At 74.5% G+C, this 20,736-nt stretch carries 16 protein-coding genes; 4 read left to right on the forward strand and 12 right to left on the reverse strand.

Annotated elements, in window-relative coordinates; translation table 11 throughout:
- Positions 1-14 precede the first annotated feature (14 nt).
- Together BX266_RS15625 and BX266_RS15630 are read right to left on the reverse strand one after the other, a co-directional pair.
- On the reverse strand, positions 15-1,823 hold the full coding sequence (locus tag BX266_RS15625; protein WP_099900340.1) for a DUF2201 family putative metallopeptidase: 1,809 nt from the start codon (positions 1,821-1,823) through the stop codon (positions 15-17).
- Positions 1,820-2,884 carry an ATP-binding protein gene (locus BX266_RS15630; protein WP_099900342.1) on the reverse strand — a complete coding sequence of 355 codons (1,065 nt, stop codon included), beginning with the start codon at positions 2,882-2,884 and terminating at the stop codon, positions 1,820-1,822. Before BX266_RS15630 ends, BX266_RS15625 begins: the two co-directional genes overlap by 4 nt.
- Positions 2,885-3,115: 231 nt before the next feature.
- On the opposite strand from BX266_RS15630, the gene BX266_RS15635 reads away from it, so the two are divergent.
- Positions 3,116-3,721, forward strand: coding sequence for a YceI family protein (locus BX266_RS15635; protein ID WP_099900343.1), 606 nt, complete (start codon positions 3,116-3,118; stop codon positions 3,719-3,721).
- A 104-nt stretch (positions 3,722-3,825) separates the two neighbouring features.
- Here BX266_RS15635 and BX266_RS15640 read toward each other — a convergent pair whose 3' ends face one another.
- The gene (locus BX266_RS15640; protein ID WP_099900345.1) at positions 3,826-4,788 is read right to left on the reverse strand and encodes a LysR family transcriptional regulator; all 963 of its coding nucleotides are present in this window, start codon (positions 4,786-4,788) and stop codon (positions 3,826-3,828) included.
- Positions 4,789-4,902: 114 nt separating this feature from the next.
- On the opposite strand from BX266_RS15640, the gene BX266_RS15645 reads away from it, so the two are divergent.
- A complete protein-coding gene (locus BX266_RS15645) occupies positions 4,903-6,129 on the forward strand; it encodes an MFS transporter (protein WP_099900347.1) in 1,227 nt (408 codons plus the stop codon).
- Between the two features lie 7 nt (positions 6,130-6,136).
- Here BX266_RS15645 and BX266_RS15650 read toward each other — a convergent pair whose 3' ends face one another.
- The gene (locus BX266_RS15650) at positions 6,137-6,646 is read right to left on the reverse strand and encodes a GNAT family N-acetyltransferase (RefSeq protein WP_143686937.1); all 510 of its coding nucleotides are present in this window, start codon (positions 6,644-6,646) and stop codon (positions 6,137-6,139) included.
- 355 nt (positions 6,647-7,001) lie between these two features.
- Here BX266_RS15650 and BX266_RS15655 point away from each other — a divergent pair, with 355 nt between their 5' ends.
- A complete protein-coding gene (locus tag BX266_RS15655; RefSeq protein ID WP_099900350.1) occupies positions 7,002-7,772 on the forward strand; it encodes a TetR/AcrR family transcriptional regulator in 771 nt (256 codons plus the stop codon).
- Positions 7,773-7,777: 5 nt separating this feature from the next.
- On the opposite strand, the gene BX266_RS15660 is transcribed toward BX266_RS15655, so the two are convergent.
- From BX266_RS15660 to BX266_RS15685, 6 genes are all read right to left on the reverse strand, one after another.
- On the reverse strand, positions 7,778-8,143 hold the full coding sequence (locus BX266_RS15660) for a hypothetical protein (protein WP_143686938.1): 366 nt from the start codon (positions 8,141-8,143) through the stop codon (positions 7,778-7,780).
- Between the two features lie 391 nt (positions 8,144-8,534).
- Entirely contained in the window at positions 8,535-8,993 is a 459-nt protein-coding gene (locus tag BX266_RS38070) for a hypothetical protein (RefSeq protein ID WP_143686939.1), read from the reverse strand.
- 260 nt (positions 8,994-9,253) lie between these two features.
- Positions 9,254-10,546, reverse strand: coding sequence for a GNAT family N-acetyltransferase (locus tag BX266_RS15665; RefSeq protein WP_099900354.1), 1,293 nt, complete (start codon positions 10,544-10,546; stop codon positions 9,254-9,256).
- A gap of 480 nt (positions 10,547-11,026) precedes the next feature.
- Positions 11,027-12,304, reverse strand: coding sequence for an NlpC/P60 family protein (locus tag BX266_RS15675; protein WP_099900358.1), 1,278 nt, complete (start codon positions 12,302-12,304; stop codon positions 11,027-11,029).
- 216 nt (positions 12,305-12,520) lie between these two features.
- A complete protein-coding gene (locus tag BX266_RS15680) occupies positions 12,521-13,480 on the reverse strand; it encodes a hypothetical protein (protein ID WP_099900360.1) in 960 nt (319 codons plus the stop codon).
- 36 nt (positions 13,481-13,516) lie between these two features.
- Positions 13,517-15,232, reverse strand: a complete 1,716-nt coding sequence (locus tag BX266_RS15685; protein WP_099900362.1) for a threonine/serine exporter ThrE family protein — start codon at positions 15,230-15,232, stop codon at positions 13,517-13,519.
- A gap of 142 nt (positions 15,233-15,374) precedes the next feature.
- On the opposite strand from BX266_RS15685, the gene BX266_RS15690 reads away from it, so the two are divergent.
- Positions 15,375-16,322, forward strand: a complete 948-nt coding sequence (locus BX266_RS15690) for a cation diffusion facilitator family transporter (RefSeq protein WP_099900364.1) — start codon at positions 15,375-15,377, stop codon at positions 16,320-16,322.
- 23 nt (positions 16,323-16,345) lie between these two features.
- Here BX266_RS15690 and BX266_RS15695 read toward each other — a convergent pair whose 3' ends face one another.
- Positions 16,346-18,682 carry a hypothetical protein gene (locus BX266_RS15695; protein ID WP_099900366.1) on the reverse strand — a complete coding sequence of 779 codons (2,337 nt, stop codon included), beginning with the start codon at positions 18,680-18,682 and terminating at the stop codon, positions 16,346-16,348.
- The gene (locus BX266_RS15700) at positions 18,679-20,655 is read right to left on the reverse strand and encodes an ATP-binding protein (RefSeq protein WP_099900368.1); all 1,977 of its coding nucleotides are present in this window, start codon (positions 20,653-20,655) and stop codon (positions 18,679-18,681) included. The genes BX266_RS15695 and BX266_RS15700 overlap by 4 nt, the downstream gene beginning before the upstream one ends.
- Positions 20,656-20,736 lie beyond the last annotated feature (81 nt).

Consider the following 20,736-nt stretch of genomic DNA (forward strand, 5'->3'; position numbering starts at 1 on the left):
AAACTGCCGGGGGGTCAGGACAGGTGGAAGACCGGCCCGCGCGGGGTGAAGGGCAGGGTGGCGCCGCGCGGGACCAGGTAGGCGTGCTCGCGGCGCGGGACGCGCAGGGAGTCGCAGTCGGCGTCGGTGATGATCAGGACGGGGGCGGTGGCGGGGAAGTCGCGGGCCCGGCCGAGCAGGTCGATGCCGGGTTGCAGGACGGTGCCGCCGCGGCCGCGGATGCGGACCTTGGCGGCGAGTTCGGCGACCGGGAGGTAGCCCGCGTCGTGCGCGGCGGCGTCGCAGAAGACGACCCGGGCGGCGGGGACGTCGCGGGCGGCGGCGTAGGAGGCGATCGCGCCGAGGGCCTTGCCGAGCAGGGTCCTGCTCATCGAGCCGGAGGTGTCGAGGACCACGCCGAAGGTGCAGCGCGGGGTGTCCTCGTACGGGTGGTGGCGGCCGGCCCGCGGGATGTCGGGGCTGGCGGCCTGGCGGCGCGAGGGGCGGGCGTAGGAGCGCAGCGGCTCGGGGCGGGGGACGAACTCGTCGAACCAGCGGGCGAGTCGGGCGTCCCAGGGCAGGGGCGGCTGGGCGAGGGCGCGGATCTCCTCGACCAGTCCGGCGGGCAGCAGGCCGCGCGCGCGGCCGTGCAGGTCGAAGCCCTGCAGCAGGCCGCGGCGGTAGAACTCGTCGAGGTCGACGTACGTGCCGCCGTGGCCGTCCCGGGGCAGCGGTTCGCCGAGGATGTCGCCGAGTCCCTTGCCGCGCAGGGTGGCCAGTCGGCGCTGGCGGCGCTGGTCGCGGACGATCCGGTCGTACACCTCCTCCGCCGAGAGGCCCTTCAACTCCGGGTCGTGGAGCAGCCCTTCGGGCATCTCGCCGACGCCCATCTCCAGCAGCCAGCCGTTGATGACGTAGTCGGCGGCGACGTTGAACAGGTAGGGGTCGCGCCCGCCGGTCCGGTCGCCGTGCCGGAGGGCGGCGTGCAGCATCTCGTGGGCGATGATGAAGCGCCACTCCTCGTCGCTGTAGCGGCGCAGCGGGTTGAGGTAGATCTCGCCGGCCTCGGCGTTGACGGCCGCGATCGAGATGCCGTGGGCGCGGGCGAGTTCGGCGTCGGCTACCACGGTGAGTCCGGCGGCGAGGCCGCCGAGCAGCGGGTAGTTGGAGACGAACCAGCCGAGGGCGCGTTCCCAGGGGCGCTGCGGGAGCCGGGGGCCGCCGAGTTCCTCCCGGCGGCCCGCTGCGACGTCCATGGCGGCGGAGACGGTGCGGGTGAGGGCGTGCCCGAAGGCGAGCGTCCAGTCCTCGGGGTCGTCGGTCCGGTCGGGCCAGGGCACCAGGTGCTGGTCGGGGTGTTCCCCGGCGGTGCCGCAGGCGCGGTACTCGGCGGGGACGCCGTCGCGGCGCCAGCGGGTGGCGAGCTGATCCTCGTCGCCGCCGGGCCAGACGGTGGGCAGGTCGTCGGGGGCGCGGCCGATGTGGAAGGTGGCCAGGAAGCGGTTGACGACGGCGCAGCGGGCGGCGAGGTCGGCGGCGTCGGGCTGGACGCGCGGTCCGCGGGCGGCGGGCAGGTGGCCGAAGCCGAGGTGGAGCATGGCGTGGGCGAGGGCCCAGGCCCACTCCTCGGGTTCGGCGCGGCGGCGCCGGTTGTGGTGCACGGTGCCGTTGGAGGTGACCACGGCCCAGCCGGTGGCGGGGTGCAGCGCGCAGTGGTCCTCGTGCGCGTCGCAGACGCCGGCGGGGATGGCGTGGAGCGCGGGGTTGGCGGCGAGCTGGGCGAGTCCGGCCTTGAAGGCGACGACCAGCGGATCCGGCGCGGGCTCGGACCGGCGGGTGCTCACCGGCGGGCCTCGACCAGGCGGGGCAGGTCGCGGGCGGCTTCGATCAGGAACCAGGGCGGCAGCACGGGGTTGCCGTCGGGCCCGTCGGCGATGACGGTCTGGGCGACCTCGACGGAGATCTCGGCGAGCTGCACCAGCAGCGACTTGGAGCGGTAGGCGTGCTGACGGACCGTCGGCGAGGCGTGCTCCTTGCGGGCGGGCAGCTCCTTGACCAGCCGGCCGCGGAAGGAGTCGGCGAGGTAGTAGAGCAGGTCGCGGTCCTCGATCCGGCGCGGCCAGGAGGCGTCGCCCTTCATGATCGCCTCCAGCCCGTACGCGTTGCGGACGATCTTGGCGTAGCCGCAGAAGGCGACGGCGTGCGCGGGGGTGAGCAGGCCGTGGGCGAGCACCTTGAGGGTGTCCTCGTCGAGGCCGGCGCCGAAGGAGTGCAGCGCGTCGGAGAGCATGTGCCAGGCGCGCGGGGTGGAGAACGGCTCCTCGGTCTTGGGCGGCGCGGACCACAGGTGGTCGGGCCGGTCGGTGAGGTGGTCGGCGATCCACGGGTGGATGCCGTTGCCCGCCGCCCAGGCCAGCCAGTCGTCGGCGCTGGCCCGCAGGTGGACGTGGACCAGGCGGTTGAGCAGCGCGGACGGCATCGGGCGGGCGAGCGCGCCGTCGGTGGCGCGGTTGCCGGCGCCGATCACGATGGAGCCGGCGGGCAGTTCGTAGGAGCCGATCCGGCGGTCGAGGATCAGCGAGTAGAAGGCCTTCTGGACGTCCGGCGTGGCGGCGTTCAGCTCGTCCAGGAACAGGCAGTACGGCTGGTCGCGGGCGATGGTCTCGGGCGGGCAGAACCGGGAGCGGCCCTCGGGGGTGATCTGCGGGACGCCGATCAGGTCCTCGGGGGCGAGCTGGGTGCCGAGCAGCGAGACGCACTCCAGGCCGAGCGACTCGGCGAACTGGTTGATCAGCGAGGACTTGCCGATGCCCGGTGCGCCCCAGAGGAACACCGGCCGCACGGTGGCGAGGCCGAGCAGCAGTTCGGGGATCTGGGACGGCGACACGCTGACGGCAGACTGCACGACTCTCCTGAAGAGCGAGGCGGGTTCGCGGCCAGTGTGGACGGCGGTCCGGGCCCGGCGCATCCGGTTTTCCACAGGCTGGGGACAGCCCGGCGGGGGCACCTCGCAAAGGAAGGTAGGACAACTTTCAACTTCATGGTTGAAAGTTGAACCAGATCGGAGTACGGTGAAGCCATCGAACAAGTTGAAGCCTAAACAAATGGCTTCGACCCCCACCCGAGGAGAGAAGTCATGGGCATCTTCAACCGCAGCAAGAACACCGCCGTCGCCACCGCCCCGGCCGCCCAGGGCCCGGACCTGGCGCACCTGACCGGCGACTACACCATCGACCCCGCGCACTCCAAGATCGGCTTCGCGGTCCGCCACGCCATGGTCACCAACGTCCGCGGCGAGTTCACCGAGTACGAGGGCAAGCTGCACCTGGACGGCGCCAACCCGGCCGCCTCCACCGCCGAGCTGACCATCAAGGTCCCCTCGATCAGCACCGGCCAGGCCCAGCGCGACGAGCACCTGCGCACCGGCGACTTCTTCGACGCCGCCGCCCACCCCGAGATCACCTTCAAGTCCACCTCCGCCGAGCAGGTCGACGGCGACACCTACCGCCTGCACGGCGACCTGAGCATCAAGGGCACCACCCGCCCGGTCGTCCTGGACCTGGAGTTCACCGGCGCGGCCACCGACGTCTACGGCGCCAACCGGGTCGGCTTCGAGGGCGGCACCACCGTGGACCGCACCAGCTGGGGCCTGACCTACAACGCCGCGCTGGAGACCGGCGGCGTGCTGATCGGCGAGAAGGTCAAGCTCACCCTCGACATCTCCGCCGTGCGAGCCTCCTGAGCCCGTCCGTCCCTGCTGCCCCGCAGCCTCCGGTACCGCCCCCGCCGTCCCCTCGGCGGGGGCGCCGCCGTTTCCGGTCCCGGCGTCCGGCGCGGCGCTCGTCCTCAGCCCAGCAGGGCGGCGTCCTCCGGGGGGAGCCAGCTGCCCGGCGACCGGATCAGCCAGCCCTCCTCGGCCCCCAGTCGGGACGCCGACTCGCGCAGTGCGGCCAGTCCCGGGTGGCGCATCCCGGCGCGGTGCACCAGGCCGAGCAGGCTGAGCGGCACCGGGTCGACCAGCGGGCGGGCCACCCCGCCGGGGATGCCCGGCGCGTCGGTGGTGGTGAGCACCGGACTGCCGTGCCGGGTCAGGTAGCGGGCGAACTCGGCGGCGCCGACCGGCGGAGTGCGGCCGGGGGCGGCGGCCAGGCCGTGTTCGGCGAGCAGCCGCAGGCCGAGGTCGGTCCACTCGGCGGTGGCGGGCTGCCCCGCGAAGACGTCCACGGGGTGCCCGGCGAGCGCCGCCAGCGGCACGACGGGCAGTGCGGCCAGCGGGTGTCCGAGCGGCAGGAACACGGCCATCGGCTCCAGCCGCACCGGAGTGTGCGAGAGCCGGGAGCGCACCGCGGCGGGCAGCCCGGCGTACCGGCCGAACGACACGTCCAGCCGGTGGGCCGCCAACTCCCTTGCGGCGCCGCTGAGTCCGCCGTGGTAGCGGGCGAGCAGCTCGGTGTCGGGGAGCCGGTGGCGGGCGTCCGCGAGGATGCGTTCTGCAGTGAGTTCGCGGTCGCCGCCCGCGCTGTTGACGTCCACCAGCAGCGCCCTGGTGTCGCCCAGCGTGGTGATCTCGGCCTGGAGTTCCAGCAGTTGGCGTGCCTTCGGGAGCAGCGTCGCGCCGGCCTCGGTCAACTCCACGCTGCGGGTGGAGCGGTGGAACAGTGCGCAGCCGAGGTCCCGTTCCAGCGCCTGGACGTCGCGGCTGACGGCCTGCTGGGCGAGGTGCAACTGCTCGGCGGCGCGGCCGAAGTGGAGCGTCTCGGCGACGGCGGTGAAGCTGCGCAGCAGGCGGGGGTGGACGTCACGGGGCATGGCGGAAGATTAACAACAGGATCCGGTGAATCCGGCCGAGCAGGTGTTGGACGGCGCCCCGGCCACGGCCCGAGGGTGGGGGCATCCCCGCCCGCACTCCCCCGGAGCCGTCCGTTGTCGCTGCCGCTCGCCCGCTACCGTCCGGTGTTCGCCGCACCCGGCGCCCTGACCTTCACCCTGGCCGGGCTGCTCGGCCGGCTCGCGCTGGCCATGAACGGCGTCTCCACCGTCGTCCTGATCGCCGACCGGCGCGGCTCGTACGCGCTGGCCGGCGCGGTCTCGGCGGTCGGCGTGCTGGCCGGGGCGGCGCTGCTGCCGGTGCTCGGACGGCTGGTGGACCGGCTCGGACAGGCCCGGGTAGCGGTGCCGGCGGTGCTCGCCACCGCCGCTCCGGTCGGCGCGCTGCTGCTCTGCGTCCGGTCCGGCGCACCCGACTGGACGCTGTTCCTGTGCTGGGCGCTCTCCGGCACCACCCCCAACCTGGGCGGCATGGCCCGGGCCCGCTGGGCTCACCTGCACCGCGCCGACGCGGCCGTCCTGCACCGCGCCAACTCCCTGGAACAGTCCCTGGACGAGCTCTGCTTCATGGCCGGACCGGTGCTCGGCATGGCGCTGTGCACCACGCTCGCCCCCGAGGCCGGCCTGCTCGCCGCCTGGACCTTCGGCACCGCCGGAACCCTGCTGTTCGCGGCCCAGCGCACCACCGAACCGCCGCTCGCCCGACCGGCCGGGCAACGTCCCACCGGCGCACGGGGGTTGCTGCGCACCGCGGGCTTCCCCGCCCTGCTCGCCGGGTTCCTGGCCGCCGGCGTGCTGTTCGGCTCCCTGGAGGTGACCTCGCTCGCCTACACCGACGCACTCGGCCGGCAGTCGGCCGGCGGTGCGCTGCTGGCCCTGGTCGCCGCCGGGTCCTGCGCCTCCGGGCTGGCGTTCGGCGCGCTGAGGCCGCGCCGCCCCGCGGCGGTCCGGCTGGCGCTGGGCGCGGGCGCGATGGCCCTGCTGATGCTGCTGCCGCTGGCGGCGGGCCTGGCCGGGGCGGGCGTCCCGGTGCTCGGCGCGGCGCTGCTGGCCGCCGGGTCCGGCACCGCGCCGACGATGATCAGCGGCATGACGCTGGTGCAGGAACGGCTGCCCGCGCACCGGCTGAACGAGGGCATGGCGCTGGCGGTCGCGGCGATCCTGGTCGGCATCTCGGCCGGCGCCACCCTCGGCGGCTCGCTCGCCCAGCACACCTCGCCCGGAACCGGCTACCTGCTGCCGGTCGGCGCGGCCGCCCTCGCCGCGCTCGCCGCCCTGCCGGGCGCCGTCCGCCCCACCACCGGGCGCCGACAGCCGGCCTGACGCCCCGTCAGCGCCAGCCGTAGGCGTACTCCGGCAGGGTCCTGCCGTCCGCGAAGTGTGCGGCGGCGGTGCCGAGCCGGCGGGCGCCGTGGCGTTCGTAGAAGGCGATCGCACGCCGATTGGCAGCCAGCACGTCGAGGCGGACGGGCGCGTCCGGGAAGCGCTCCAGCGCGGCCCGCAACAGTGCCGTCCCGATGCCGCCACCGGTGCGCCCGGGGCGGACGTGCAGGTGCTCCAGCCGCACCGCGCCGTCCTCCGGCACCAGGTACGCGAAGCCGGTCGGCGCGCCGCCGGGGTCCTCCGCGATCAGCAGCACGGGCGTGTTCGCGGGCTCGCCGTAGTCGGCGGTGAGCCGGATCTCCCAGAGCAGTTCCTGCTGGTCGGCGTCCGCGTCGAGCAGTTCCGGCGGGAGGAGTCCGGCGTACGCACTGCGGCGGCCGGCCCGGTACAGGGCGGCGACGTCGGCGGCGTCCGCCGGGCCGCCCTCGCGCAGCAGGGGTGGTTCGGCGGCAGGCATGCGGCCAGCCTTCCACACGGCGAGCTTGAACGCGTTCAAACGAATGCCCTAGAGTCTCCCCCAGGATGATTTTGAACGCGTTCGAAATCCGGAGAGGCTCCGACCGCAGGAGGGGACCGCCCGCCGCACCCCACGCGGCGGACCGGCGGCCGGAAGCCGAGGACGGTGGACCCGGTGCCGGGGGGCACCGGGCAGCCGCAGCACTTCCGATTCGCCCTCCCGGTCCGGAGTTGTCCCGGTCCGGGCTAGGCTCGAACCTCGAAGGCGACTGCGGCGGGACAAGAAGGCAGACGGGGCGAAGGTGCCAGAGAACGACCGGGGACGGCCGGACCAGGGCCCGGTAGGGTCGGGCGGCGTGGAGAACGCGAGCGACCGGAACGACGCGGCCACCGGCCTGCCCGGATCCGCCGAACTGGCCGGCGGGCGGGCCCAGCCGAAGACGGACAAGAGCGAGGCCACCCGGGCGCTGATCCTGGAGACCGCCATGCGGCTGTTCCAGGAACGCGGGTACGAGAAGACCACGATGCGCGCGATCGCCGCCGAGGCGGGCGTGTCGGTCGGCAACGCGTACTACTACTTCAGCGCCAAGGAGTTCCTGATCCAGGGCTTCTACGACCGGATGACGTACGACCACGCCGCCGACGCCCGGGCCCGGATGGCGCACACCCGGGACTTCGCCGAGCGGCTGGGCATCGCCATCGAATCCTGGATCGACACCGCCGCGCCGTACCACGAGTTCTCCGCGCAGTTCTTCCGCACCGCGGCCGACCCGAACAGTGCCCTCAGCCCGTTCTCCAACGAGTCGCACCCCGCCCGGGCCACTGCCGTCGAACTCTTCCGCGACGTGCTGCAGGGCTCCGAACTCGCCCCCAAGCTGGACGCCGAACTCGTCGAACTGCTCCCCGACGTGCTCTGGCTGCACCTGATGATCGTCGTCCTCTACTGGGTCTTCGACCGCACCCCCGACACCGAGCGCACCCGCGAGTTCGTCCGCCGCTCCACCCCGCTGGTGGCCCGGCTGATCAACCTCTCGCGCTACCGGGTCTTCCGGCCGCTGGTCCGCGACGCCAAGGGCCTGATCCAGGACTTCGTGCTCCCCAGCATCGGCAAGGCCGTCGTCAAGTAGCCGGCCTACGCCGCGTCGAGGGACTGACGGCGGGCCTGCTCCCGCTCCTGCTCCTGCTCCTGCTGCCGGGCGAGCTCCTGCCAGCGGGCGAGTTCGGCCCGCAGAGCCAGCTCGCGGCGGCGGACCAGCTCGTCCGCGCGGGCCTGTTCGGCCCGCAGCGCCATCTCGGCGTGCGCCGTCCAGAGCGGCATCACCCTGGCGGTGACGGCCGGACGCGGGGCCTCCTCCCGGACGGTCACCCGGGTGGCGCGCCCGCGCACGAGCGGGACCCCGGGCACGATCGTGCGCCGCAGGACGTGGACCGGAACGGGGCGGCGGTGCGCGGAGCACACCGGCAGGGCGTTCGGGGCCCGAACGGGCGGAGGAGGCATCGGCGCTGTCCGTCCGGGGCGCCCGGCGCCCGCCCGATGACGGCCTGTCGGCAGGTCAGCGGGGCTGCGGTGCCGTCCGGTCGGCGCCTTTCCGGCACCGGAGACGCGCCATGCCAGCACGGACGCGAGGACAAGAGTGGCGACGGCGGCACAGGCCACTGCGCAAGCGGTAAGGTTGAACACGTCGGATGGTTTCTTTCTGGGTAAAAGTGACGGGAATCCGGCCGTGCCCCGGGGGTGTTCCTGCACCCGCCGGGGCGTTCCTTGCGCCGAACCGTAGGCAGGGCGAAGGAATCTGTCGAGCCGTCAGATTTCGAACTCCCGTGGCGCAGTGGAATCCGCGTTCACCCTTCGGGGTGGCGGTGTTCGAGAGGTTTCCGCAGTTCCGGGATCACGTCGCGGACCTGCGCCAACTCCGCGCCACCCCACGGATGTTCGCTTTTCCGAAAGAGTGATTCTCAGCGCGCCGGAATTGACGGAAGCGCGCTACTCGGTTGCGCGGCGCAGCACTTCGGCGCGGGCCCGCGAAGGATCGATCGTCGGCGGAGTGAACGCGCCCGGGCGCGGCGGCGAGCCGGCGGGTCCGGCCGTCCCGCCAGAAGTCGATCGCCCAGCCCGGCCAGCGGGAGGAAAGGTCGTACGCCTCCGGGCAGTTGGAGGGCGTCCAGCAGCCGAGCGCGCGGCGTTCCGGGTCGAGGTGGAGACCGCTGTCCGGGGCGACTCGGGCACCGGTGAAGTCGGGAGCTTCGGTCAAACGGGTGAGAACGGCCGCGCCTTCCCGGACCGGGTGGTCGTCGACGGCGGCGAACAGGTGACGGCGGCCCGGGCCGATCGTCGCCACGGTGACCATCGCCGGACGTCCGCGTGGCCGTCGTGGCACCAGCGCAACTACCGGCCCGGCCAAGCCTGCTGGAGCAGTCCGAAGGTCGCGGCACGGGTGCGTGGACAGGCGCGCGCCGGATCGAGCGTGCGGGCCCGGTCGAACAGGCGGTCGGGCCGATCAGCAGGTGCAGGTCGAGGTCGGAGGTTCGCCCGACTGCCCATGCCGTCCGCCTGGCCGCCGAGCGCCCCCGCCCGCCGGCGGGTATCGGGGCGCCCGGCGGGGCGGGGTCAGAAGCTGTCCGGGTTCCAGGGGGCGCGGGCGGTGCGGAGCAGGGTGGTGGCCGAGGCGGCGGCGCCCGCGGTCAGTTCGGTGAGCAGGGCGGCGTCGGCGAGCTGGGTGGCGCACTGGCCGCCGAGGTAGAGGGCGGAGAGCTGGGAGACGTCGAGGGCGAGGTCGGCGGGGGCCTCGGTGGCGGTGATCCGGCCGGTGCCGTCGGGGGCGGTTTCGAGCAGCCAGCGGCCGGCCGTCCAGCCCTCGCGGTCGGTGACGTCGAGGACGATCCGGCCGGGGGCCTCGTAGCGGCGGGCGGCGAACGCGGCGGGCAGGTCGAGCAGCCGCAGCCAGGTGAAGTCGGCGGACTCCTCGTGCGGGCGGGCCGCGCGCGGGTCGTTGAGCAGCAGCGGCAGCGGGTCGCCGGGGCCGAGGTTGGCGGCGACCACGTGCCGGACCCAGTCCACGGAGAAGGCGAACTTCCACAGCGCGTTGGCGGTCGGCCGGTCCAGGGCGAGGAAGTCCCGGACGACCAGCGGGCAGTCCGGGTACGCGCCGTCCCACTTGTCCTCGACGGCGTAGCTGATCAGGCCGGTGACGGTGCCGTCGGCGGTGCGGTGGACGGCGGTGAAGCCCTCCTTCCAGTCGAAGCCGGGCAGTTCGACCTCACCGGACCGCAGGCGCCACCAGGCGTCGGGGCGGCCGATCGCGCCGGGCTGGGTGGGCCGCCAGCGCTCGTGCAGGTCCGGGCCGAGCTTGCGGAACTCCTCCAGGGTGACGAAGTCGACCCGGTGGTCCGGGTGGACGGGCAGGTCGGCGCGCAGGCCGCGCGAGCGGAGCACGTCGACCCGCCAGCCGGCCAGCGGGGCGGCGGAGCCGAAGCCGAAGCGGCCGTAGATGTTGTACTCGGCGGCGATCAGGATGGCGGCGGCCGCGCCGCGTTCGCGGGCGGCGGCGAGGTCGTGCCGCATCATGCCGCTGAGCAGGCCGCGCCGGCGGTGGGTGGAGTTGACGGTGACGGCGGTGATCGCGTCGACCGGCAGCCGGGCGCCGCCGGCGACCGTCATCCCGGTGTCGAAACTGCGGAAGGTGGCCACGCAGCGCGGCCCGTCGGGCGTCGGGTCGGTGTGGTCGAAGGCCGCCAGCATCCGCCCCGGCTCGAACAGCGCCTCGCGCCACTCCGTCGCCGGGCCGACGTGCGGCCGCATGAACCCGCGGGCGATCGCCCGGTCCCAGACGGCCAGTTCCTCGTGGGTGATCGGCCGGATCTCGATGCCCTGGTCGGGGCTGTGCTGTGCGTCGTTGCCCATCGGGCCACCGTACGACGGCGCTCCGGCCCCGGCACCAGGTTTTCCGGTGGCCCGGGACGGTGTCGCCGGCGTCAGGACGCGAGGACGGTCGCGGTCCGACGGACCGTCATCGTCGGCGCCGCGGGGGCACCCGCCGCGGCCGGGCCGAGCGCCGGCGGGGACGCGGCATCCCCCAGGAGCGGCTGGTTGAGGTCGGCGCGGAGGCGTGGCAGGCGGCGGGCAGCGACTCGGCGGCCGGGTCGGGTCCGCCGAGGCGGCTCGGGAGGACGCCGCCACGGGGCGGCCCGCCCGGGACCGCTGGGGCAGTGCGAAGACCGCCAGCAGGACGGTGCCGCAGGCTGGTTCGGCCGCCGCCGGCTGCCTGACCCGCCGGCCGGGCGCGCACCCGGAGATCCGCACCGTGGACGCCGGACCGGTCGTCTGCACCGTCAGAGCCACTGGCCGCCCGCCGCTCCGGCCCTTCGGCCCGCAGCACCGGGGTTACGGGCGGGCGTAGAAGTCCGGGCGGCCCATGATCCAGAGGCTGGCCTGCTTGATCGCCGTGCCGGGGCGGGGGGCTTCGATCATCTGGTCGTCGCCGAGGTAGATGCCGACGTGGTAGATGTCGGCGGCGCGGCCGGTCCTGGTCCAGAAGATCAGGTCGCCGGGCCGGAGTTGGGCGTAGGTGACGGGGGTGGACTCGGCGTACTGGTCGGCGGCGAAGTGGGTGAGCTGCTTGCCGCCGCGGCGCCAGGCCATCATCGTCAGGCCGGAGCAGTCGTAGCCCTGCGGGCCTTCGCCGCCCCAGATGTAGGGCAGGCCGATGACGGAGCGGGCGAAGGCGAGGGCGGCGGCGGAACCGCCGGCCGACCAGACGCTCTCGCGCTGGGGGGCGGCGTGGTGGCGGGCGGCCTCGGCGGCGGCGGCCGCTTCGGCTTCGGCCTGGGCCCGGCGGGCGGCTTCCTCGGCCTCCCGGGCGGCGATCGCCTCCAGTGCCTCCTGGCGTCGGCGTTCGAGTTCGACGGTGGTGTTGCGGGCGGTGGCGAGTTCGGCGAGCAGGGCCTCGCGGCGGCGGCCGATCTCGGTGACCTGCCGCTGCTGTTCGGCGAGCCGCTGTTCGGCCTGCTCCTTCGCCGTGCGGACGGCGTCGGCGGCGGCCCGGGCGGCGGCCTCGGCGGTGCGGGCGGCCGCGGCGGCGCGGGCGGCCTCGGCCGCGGTGGCGGTGGCCGCGTCGAGGATCTGCCGGGTCTGCGCGCCGGCGATGCCGACGGCGGCGGCCTGGTCGGACAGCGAGCCGGTGCCGCGGAGGCCCAGCAGGGCGTCGACGGCGGAGAGTTGGGGCGAGGCGCCCTGCCGGTAGATTTCGGCGACCAGGCCGGCCGCGCGGTCGGCGGCCGCGGCGCGGTCGGTCTCGGCGGCGGCGGCGTGGGAGGCGGCGGCCTTCGACTCGTCCTGGGCCCGGCCGAGCCGGACGAGGGCGCCGTTGTACGCCTCGACGGCCTGTTCGGCGAGCTGCCCGGCGCGGTCGAGTTCGCCCCGGGCGGCGGCCAGGGCGGCTTCGGCGGCGGTGGCGTCGGCGGCCTTGGCGTCGGCCTCGGCGCGGGCCCGGGCGACCTCGTCGGCGGAGGGGAAGGCGTCCTGCGGGTCGCCGGGCTGCGGGTCGTCGGCGGGCCGGACGAGGGTGCGGGCCGCGGGGGCGGCGGGGGCGCTCGCCGCGGGCAGCAGGGCGAGCAGGGCGGCGGAGCTGAGGAGGAGGGCGGGGAGGAGCCTGCGGGGCACGGCGGTTCCTCTCTCTCGGCTTATCGTCGGACCATCGCACGAAGTGACGATCGGGTCACATACCGGAAGATTCTCAGACCTGACGGCCCGTCGGTGGAATCGCCATACGCCCGCACGGGTGGGATGTCGGATTGTCGGAACGGGCGGCTGCGGAAGGGCCGGACGGCACCGCTGGGTCGTCCACGAACCCTATCCGACACCGCGGCGGACGGGCCGTCAGCGCGCCCGCTGCGGCGGCTTTCCGGTGGCGGTGGTGCGCGGCCGGCCGGCCCGGACGGTACGGCGGCGGCGCTGGGCGCGGGCCTGCCGGGCCGGGTCGGTGGCGTCGGGCGCGACAGCCCGCCGCCCGCCGACGGGAGTGGCCGGGCGGCGGTGCGCGAGCGCCTTGGCGGCCATCCGCTCGGCCACCGCGTGCGCCTTGGGGTGGCCCGCCGGGACCTTGTCGGGCGCCCCGGCGATCAGGTCGAACAGCCAGGTGCGGGCCCGGTCGGTCCGCGCGTGCAGGCGCCGTTCGCGCCGGATCGCGCGCGCCATGCGCCGGGGGCGGTCGGCGTACCGCCAGCGGGCCCACGGGCTGCCCGGCCGGGCCAGCCGGATCGCACCGATCCAGGACAGGCCGGGCACCATGATGCCCAGCAGCCCCGTCCAGACCTTGCCCTTGAGCAGGGCGACCAGGCAGACCAGGGCGTTGACGCCGATCACCGCGACCAGCCCCCATCGGGTGTCCTGCCCGGGCACCACGCCGAGCGGGACGTATCCGGTCAGCAGCAGTGCGGTCAGCAGGATGCCGAGGATCACCGCGTCCACCGACTTGCGGCCCTGCTCGCTCCAGTACACGTCGTCCAGGTGCAGGATCAGCGCGAACTCGTCCAGCACCAGGCCGCAGCCGATGCCGAAGGCCAGGCCGAACCAGTCGATCCACGGGTGCCCGCCGTTGGTCGCGAACACCCCGATGCCGCCCAGCAGCAGGAAGCCCAGGCCGAACACCATGTGGTGGATGTGCAGGCCGCCCGGGGTGACGTTGCCGGGCCACCAGCGGACCTGGGCGCGGATCAGCCGGGTGCTGACCCGGATGAGGAGGAAGGACACGATGAACCCGACCAGCAGCAGGAACAGCGGTTGCTTGTGCGCGTCCACGATGTGGTGGCGGTAGCCGTCCAGCAGAGCACTGAGCATCGGGTGGTGCCTCTTCTTGCGGGGGATGACGCCGGGTCAGAAACCGCGGGTGCGTTTCGCCGCCCGGCGCGGGATCAGCACGTGCGGGGTGTCGCGGTCGCTGGCGCCGGGGTTCTTCAGGAACAGCCGGGCCACCTCGCCGCCCAGGTTGACGCCGATGGCCAGGGCCAGCGCCAGCGCCACCGCCCGGGAGGCCGAGACCAGCCCGGAGGCCGCATGGCCCTGGGCGAACGCCAGCATGCCGAGGTACAGCGCCGAGCCGGGCATCAGCGGACCGATCGCGGCGGTGACGTACGGCAGCGCGGAGGCCGCCCGGTAGCGGGCCAGCAGCTGGCCGAACAGGCCGACCAGGCCCGCCGCGAGGCCGGTGGCGACGATCGCCGAGATGCCCGCGTTCCGGGTCAGCACCCCGTACGTGGACCAGCCGATGGCGGCGTTCGTCACCACCATCGCCAGCGAGCGCCGGTCGGTCTGCAGCAGCATCGCGAACGCCAGCGCCAGCACCATCGCCGCTGTCAGCTGGACCGGCGGGTTGGGGGTGCCGCCGAGGCTCTCGTCCGGCCGCAGCTTCGCGTGGTAGTTGATGCCGATGTACAGCACCAGCATCACGCCGATCACGATGCCCGCGATCAGGTACATCACCTCCAGCAGCCGGGCCGCGGCGGTGATGTAGAAGCCGGTCAGACCGTCCTGGACGGCGGCGACCATGGCCCGGCCGGGCAGCAGCGCGAACAGCCCGCCGGTGATCACCACCGAGCCGCGCAGGTGCAGTTCGTTGAACGAGAGCAGGATGCCGCAGAGCGCGGCCGGCATCGCCGCGATCACGAACTGGTAGAACTCGGGCAGCCCGCGGCGGGCGATGAACGAGGCCAGCCGGTCGCCGACCACCGCGGTGACGAAGGCGGAGACGAACACCAGCCAGGCCTTGCCGTCGTGCTGCCCGCCGACCAGGAAGGTCGCCGCGCCCGCCAGCAGACCGGTGGCCATCGCCATCAGCCACGCCGGGTACGGGTGCCGGTTGCGGCGGATCTCGGCGAGCCGCCGGTACGCGTCGTTGACGGTGACCTGCTCCGCGGTGATGTCGGCGACCAGCTCGTACACGGCGGCGAGCCGGGTGTAGTCGGAGGTCCGGCGGCGCACCACCCGGTCCGCGGTGACCGGCGGGTCGATCAGTGAGGGCTGGTGGGAGATCGAGATCAGCGTGAAGGTGACCTGCGGCTCGCAGTGGTCCAGCCGGTAGGCGTGGGCGATGCCGAGCATCGCGGCCTCCACGTCCTCCGCCGCCTCTCCGCTGGCCAGCAGCAGTTCGCCGATCCGCAGCGACAGGTCGAGCACTCGCGGCACGTTGCGCTGGGCCTGCCCGCCGGCCGCCGGGTGCAGCTCGCGCGCGGTCCGCTCGAACGCCGGGCGCTCGGCCATCGGCGTGCGCAGCAGGGTGCGCATCCGGTCCGGCCAGGGGGCGTCGCCCGGGGCGCCCTTGTGCAGTTCCGTCAGGTCCAGGCCGTGGGAGGGGGTGTAGCCGGCGGCGTTCCACTCCTCCGGGGTGAGGGTGTCCTGGGCCAGCGGGTTGCGGGCCCGCACCGACTCCCCGGCGTCGGCGACCGCGTGGCCGAGCAGGCCCTCGGTCTGCGCGGGCCGCGGCGCGTGCGGGACGCTGACGGTCCGTTCGATCGGCGGTGCGTCCGGTCCGAGCAGCCCTTCGGTGGGCGGCGCCTCCGGCGCCGCTGCGCCCTCCGGCTCGCGATCGGACACGGTGCTCCTCCGCCTCCCCGGCCGCCCGCCCGGTCGGGGCCGCCTCGTGGCTCCCACCTTGCCCGATCGTCGGCGCGGGTGCGAACAAGGGCCCCGCGTGCCCCGCCATCGAAACCGTGCAAATACGACATAATGACCGGCCATGGGCGAGCAGGAGGACAGCCGGGGCCGCAGCGGGGACGAGAGCGTCACCACGGTGATCGTCGCCGGGCTGTGCAACCTCGGCATCGCCGTCGCCAAGGCCGTCGCCGGGGTGCTCAGCGGCTCCAGCGCGATGCTCTCCGAGGCCGCGCACTCCTTCGCCGACACCGTCACCGAGGTGCTGCTCTACTTCTCGCTCAAGCGCAGCAGCCGCCCCGCCGACGGCCTGCACCCGCTGGGCTACGGGCGCGAACGCTACCTGTGGGCGCTGCTGGCCTCCTTCGCCACCTTCGTCGGCGGCGCGGTGTTCTCCGTCCACGACGGCATCCACACCCTCCGGCACGGCGAGGACCTGGGCAGCCCCGCCCTCTCCTACCTGATCCTCGGCGTCGCCTTCGTCCTGGAATCGGTCTCGCTGGCCCGGACGGTCCGTCAGCTGCGCGACGTCACGGCCCGGCTGGACGTCGGCGGCTACCGCTACCTGCGGCACACCTCCGACACCGCCGTGAAGGCCGTCTTCCTGGAGGACTCCGCCGCGCTGATCGGCCTGCTGCTCGCCTTCGGCGGCCTGCTCGGCGCCCAGCTCACCGGCGATCCGCTCTGGGACGGCCTGGCCTCGGTGCTGATCGGCGCACTGCTGGCCTGGGTCGCCTACGTGCTCGCCCGCGACAACGCCTCGCTGCTGATCGGCCGCTCGCTCCCCGACCGCTTCGAGCGCGCCATCGCCGACGCCCTGGCCGCCCAGCCCCAGGTGGTCCGCGTCCTCGACCTGGTCACCAGCGTCAGCGGTCCCGACGACGTCCTGGTCGCCGCCAAGGTCGACTTCGCCGACCTGGTCACGGCCGCCGAACTGGAGACCGCCTGCGACCGCGCCGAGCGCGCCGTCCGGGCGGCCGTCCCCGCCGTCACCCGGGTCTACCTCGACCCGACCCCGCCGCCCCGGTCCTGAACCCGGGGCGGCGGGGCGGCGGGTCACAGGTCGTAGTCGTCGACGATCTGCTGGTGGCGGGCCGGGTCGGCGCCGGCGGCTTCGGCCAGGGCGGGCCAGGCCAGGGGGTGCGGCCAGCCGGCGGTGAGGTCGGCGAGGAACGCGTCGGCCTCCTTGGCGGAGGCGGTGGGCGGGACCGCGACGGCGGCGTAGATGCCGGGAAGGGTCTCGTTCTCGCGGGTGGGGTCGGTGATCCGGTACTGGTCTCCGCTGTACGCCCAGACTCCGTAGCCGGCGGCCTGCAGGGCGTTGCGCAGGGTGTACCACTCCTCGTCGCCGGGGAGGGCGCCGTCGATCCAGTAGGTGGTGAAGCCGGCCGGGTCGAGCAGGGTGAGGAACTCGAAGACGGGGCGCCAGTCCTCCTCCTGGCCGGGCTCGGGCCGGTCGTTGAGGACTGCGGGGGCGAACACCACCACGTCGCCGTGGTTGAGGTCGATGTCCTCGCCGAGCACCGGCAGGACCCGGGCGGTGGCGGGGCCGGTGCGCAGGGCGGGCAGGTCGGTGGTGGTGCCGTTGGCGCGCGGGGCGCGCAGGCCGATCAGCTGCCACTCCTCGTCGACGGGACCGCTGTCGGTGTCGAACTCGATGCCCAGCCGGGTGCCGGCGGCACGGACGGCCGCCCAGTCGCGGTTGGCGGTGGCGGCGGTGAGCAGGTGCCACAGGTCGGGCTCCTGGACCGTCCGGTGATCCTGGTCCTCACCGGCCTCGGCCGGGTCGAGGGCGTGCTCCAGCAGTTCCTGGTAGAGCCGCTGGGCCTCGGCGTGGTCGCCCTGCCGGGTGGCGGCGTTGGCGGCCAGGCGGCGGGTGTTGAGCGCGTCCGGCTCGTGGGCGAGCACCGCCGCGCACTGTTCGCCGACCTCCGCCCAGCGGCCCTGGGCGGCGGCCCAGCGGGCCCGCAGCCAGTGCGCGTCGGCGGGGTCGGTGTCGGCGAGGCGGGCGGCCAGCCGGTCGACGCCCTCGCTGTCCCCGGCGTCGATCAGCAGCTCGCCGAGCATGCCGGTGAGGTAATCGTGCCCGGGATCCACCTCCAGCTGTGCCCAGGCGAGTTCGGTGACGGCCCGGGTGTGGCCGAGGGCTCCGAGGGCGCCGGCCAGGTTGACCACCAGCACGGTGTCGGGCTGTTCACCGGCGGCCAGCGCGGCGGCCAGCAAATCGGCGCCGGTCTCCGGGTCGGGCCGGTGCTCGGCCAGCCACTTCGCCAACTCCTCCACCGGGACCGGAAGTTCGGGTCGAGGCAGGGCTTCCGCGGCGGTCTTCAGGGCGGCCACCCGGTCGGCGACGCCGTCGGTGCGGCGCAGTTGGCCGAGCTTGCGCTCGCCGGTGCGGGCCAGCGTCAGGGCCACTTCGCGGCCGCCGCGGGCGAGCGCCAGCCGGCCGGCCCGCAGGACCAGGTCCAGGCACGGGCGGTGCGACCCGGCGGCGTCCAACTCCCCCGCCCAGGAAGCCAGTCGGGCGCCGAGCGCGGCGTCGTTCGCGAACTCGCCGGCTTCGGCGAGCAGTTCGACGGCGGCCGACCAGCGGTGCCGGATGTCGGGGTACCGGTCGGCCTCCTGGACGTCCGGGAGCAGTTCCAGCGCCGGCCCGGTGCGGCCGAGCGCGGCCAGCTGGAGGGCCCGGCCGACGGCGAGCTTGCGCCGGTCGTCGTCGTCCGGACGGTGCCCGGCGGCCACGTAGGCGCGTTCGGCGGTGTCGTACACGTCCAGCGCGTCCTGGTGCCGGCCGAGCCGGTGCAGGGCGGAGGCGCGGCTGTGCGCGAAGGACAGCGAGACCTGTTCGCCGGCGGCCTGGATCCGGGTCTGGGCGCGGTCCAGGTGGGCGAGCGCGTCCGCCGGGCGGTCGTCGTCCTCCAGGGTGTCGGCGTACTCGCGCGACAGGCAGTCGAAGCAGGCCCGGGCGGGCTCGACCCGCTGCAGCGCCTCCTCCAGCACGGCGAGCCGCTCGGGCACGTAGCCGGGACCGTCGATGTTGGCGTGGCAGATGGTGAAGTCCTGGACGGCGCACACCGATTGGGGGCAGGACGCGGTCTCCTCGCGGTGCGCGAACTCCAGCAGCGACACCGCCTCGGACATCGCGGCCTCGCCCTGGTGGCGCTTGTTCAGCAGGTTCTGCAGCCGCCAGTGCCGCAGGAACACCTCCACCCAGGGCAGGTTGAGCGCCCGGGCGGAGGCCAGCGCCTCCGGGAACATCGCGTCGAGCTGCTCGTTGCGGCCCTCGACGGCGTGCCCGGCGATCTCCGCGAGCGCGTCCGCCAGCCGGTGCTGGCCGGACTCGGCGAGCTGCCGGTGGGTGTCGTGCACCCAGGACCAGATGTCGGTGGTCATCGTTCCTCGTCCCCCTGCGTAGTGTCTGCCGGGTCGGCAGCGGAGATGGTGTCGGGCACCGCTGACAGCCCGTCGGCGGGGACGGCGGCGGTGAGCGCGGCCACGGCGGTGGAGATCCCGGACAGCGCGGCGTTCAGGTCGCCGTTCGCCGAGCCGGAGGCCGCCGCCATGATCACCTTCAGCGAGCGGAGCAGCGCGGCGGCGGTGGCCGACCCGGTGTGCCCGGCCCGGTAGGCGGCGAGCAGGTCGTGGACGGCGGGCGAGGCCAGGTTCAGGTACAGCCGGGCCTTGACGGCGCCGTCGGTGCGCGCGGTGAACGCCCGCGCCAGCCGCAGCGCCGCGGTCGGGATCCGGGCGTCCGCCTGGTCGTCCTCGATCCTGGCCTTCAGCTCGGCCTCCCGGTCGGGCACCAGCACCAGCGGCAGCCCGGCCGGGTCGAACCTGGCCGGGACGAGTTGCTCGCCGTCCTCGGCGAGGGCGGCCGTCAGCCAGTTCTGCTCCTCGGCGGGCAGCGGCGCGTCCGGGGCGCGGAACAGCTCCCGGTTGCCGCTCTCGCTGCCGAGTTCGACGATCCGGCACTCGCGCAGCTGGGCGTACCGGCGCAGGAACGGCAGCACCGCGTACCGGTCGCCGCGGGCGATCGGCACCTGCATCGCCCGGTACAGCATCTCCTCGAAGCCGCCGCCGCTGCCGAGCGCCACGTGCACCGCGCCGGAGCCGGCCGCGCGCAGCGCGCCCGCGGTCAGCTCGCCCTGCGAGGTGGGCACCGGCACGTCGTCGGCGAGCAGCGTGAACAGCCGGTCGTCGCAGAGCGCCGCGCCCAGCAGTTCCTGCCCGTGCCGGGCCAGGATCCGCCGCCAGGCCACCGGGTGCAGCCGGGCGGTCTCGTACAGGCCGTCGACGATGGCGTCGGTGAGCGCCTGCTGCAGCGCGCGGTAGTGCTCGTCGCGCTGCAGGTCCTCCCGGCTGGCGGTCGGGGTGAGCCGGGTGGACTCCACCACGCCGCCGATGAACCCGGCCCAACTGGGCAGCAGGTCACGGGCGTCGTCGGCGAGCAGCATCCCGCGCAGGTACACCGCGAGGTCCCGGTTGTCGGTGGACCCGTACGTCCCGCCGTCCTGCACCCAGAGCAGCCCGACGGCGTCGGTCCTCCCCTCGACGGGCGTCACCGGGAAGGCCATCAGCGGTTCGAAGCTGCGCGCGAACGCCGAGGCGAACCGCATCCGGTGCAGGTGCGGCGAGCCCGGCACGTCCTGCCGCCAGGGCACCACCACGTCGTTGACCGGATGCTCGTCCGCGCCGACGTAGACCGCGATCGGCAGCAGCACGCAGTACCGCGCCAGCACCTCGCGCAGCGCCTGCTCGTCCGCCAGGTGGGCGTGCTCGGGCTTCAGCCGCAGCGTCACCACCGTGCCCGGCGCGGGCCGCGGCGCGGCCGGCTCCACGCTGTACTGCTCGCCGCCGCGGCTGCGGTAGGTGTGCGCCAGGTGCGGTTCGCGGTGCGAGGCGGTGGTGACGGTCACCTCCTCGGCCACCGAGAACGCCGAGAGGAAGCCCAGGCCGAACGCGCCGATCAGGTCCTGATTGCCGGTCAGTTCGCGCAGCATCCGGGTGTACCCGGTGCCGACGGTCGCCAGGTAGGCGTGGATCTCCGGCTCGGTCAGCCCCGCGCCGTTGTCCTCGATCGCGACGGTGCGGGCCGCGACGTCACCGGCGACCCGGATCAGCGGGCGGTAGTCGCCCTCCGGGTCCTCCAGCTTCCGCCGGGTGTGCGAGTCGTGGGCGTTCTGCACCAGCTCGCGCAGCGCCACCAGGGGCGTCGAGTACAGGTGCGTGGCGAGGACGCCGACCAGGCCGCCGAGATCGACCTCGGTGGTCCGCAGATTTGCCGACTTCTCGGACCCGGGTTCGGGCGCGGGGAATTCTGCGCCGCTTCCGTCGGCACCGGAAGCGGGGGGAAGACCATCAGACATGAGGCCCCAGTGTGCCAGTACGACAATCAGGCGACCACTGTTTTCCGATTTCCGGTTTCTGTCGATCCTCGGTCAACACTG

The organism is Streptomyces sp. TLI_171, from assembly GCF_003610255.1.
Lineage (GTDB): Bacteria > Actinomycetota > Actinomycetes > Streptomycetales > Streptomycetaceae > Kitasatospora.

What these genes read in the sequence shown, in the direction of transcription:
- BX266_RS15695 (WP_099900366.1), bottom strand. Translation starts at nt 18,682, where the DNA reads ATGACCACCGACATCTGGTCCTGGGTGCACGACACCCACCGGCAGCTC.
- BX266_RS15635 (WP_099900343.1), top strand. Translation starts at nt 3,116, where the DNA reads ATGGGCATCTTCAACCGCAGCAAGAACACCGCCGTCGCCACCGCCCCG.
- BX266_RS15680 (WP_099900360.1), bottom strand. Translation starts at nt 13,480, where the DNA reads ATGCTCAGTGCTCTGCTGGACGGCTACCGCCACCACATCGTGGACGCG.
- BX266_RS15640 (WP_099900345.1), bottom strand. Translation starts at nt 4,788, where the DNA reads ATGCCCCGTGACGTCCACCCCCGCCTGCTGCGCAGCTTCACCGCCGTC.
- BX266_RS15650 (WP_143686937.1), bottom strand. Translation starts at nt 6,646, where the DNA reads ATGCCTGCCGCCGAACCACCCCTGCTGCGCGAGGGCGGCCCGGCGGAC.
- BX266_RS38070 (WP_143686939.1), bottom strand. Translation starts at nt 8,993, where the DNA reads ATGGTCACCGTGGCGACGATCGGCCCGGGCCGCCGTCACCTGTTCGCC.
- BX266_RS15700 (WP_099900368.1), bottom strand. Translation starts at nt 20,655, where the DNA reads ATGTCTGATGGTCTTCCCCCCGCTTCCGGTGCCGACGGAAGCGGCGCA.
- BX266_RS15690 (WP_099900364.1), top strand. Translation starts at nt 15,375, where the DNA reads ATGGGCGAGCAGGAGGACAGCCGGGGCCGCAGCGGGGACGAGAGCGTC.
- BX266_RS15665 (WP_099900354.1), bottom strand. Translation starts at nt 10,546, where the DNA reads ATGGGCAACGACGCACAGCACAGCCCCGACCAGGGCATCGAGATCCGG.
- BX266_RS15660 (WP_143686938.1), bottom strand. Translation starts at nt 8,143, where the DNA reads ATGCCTCCTCCGCCCGTTCGGGCCCCGAACGCCCTGCCGGTGTGCTCC.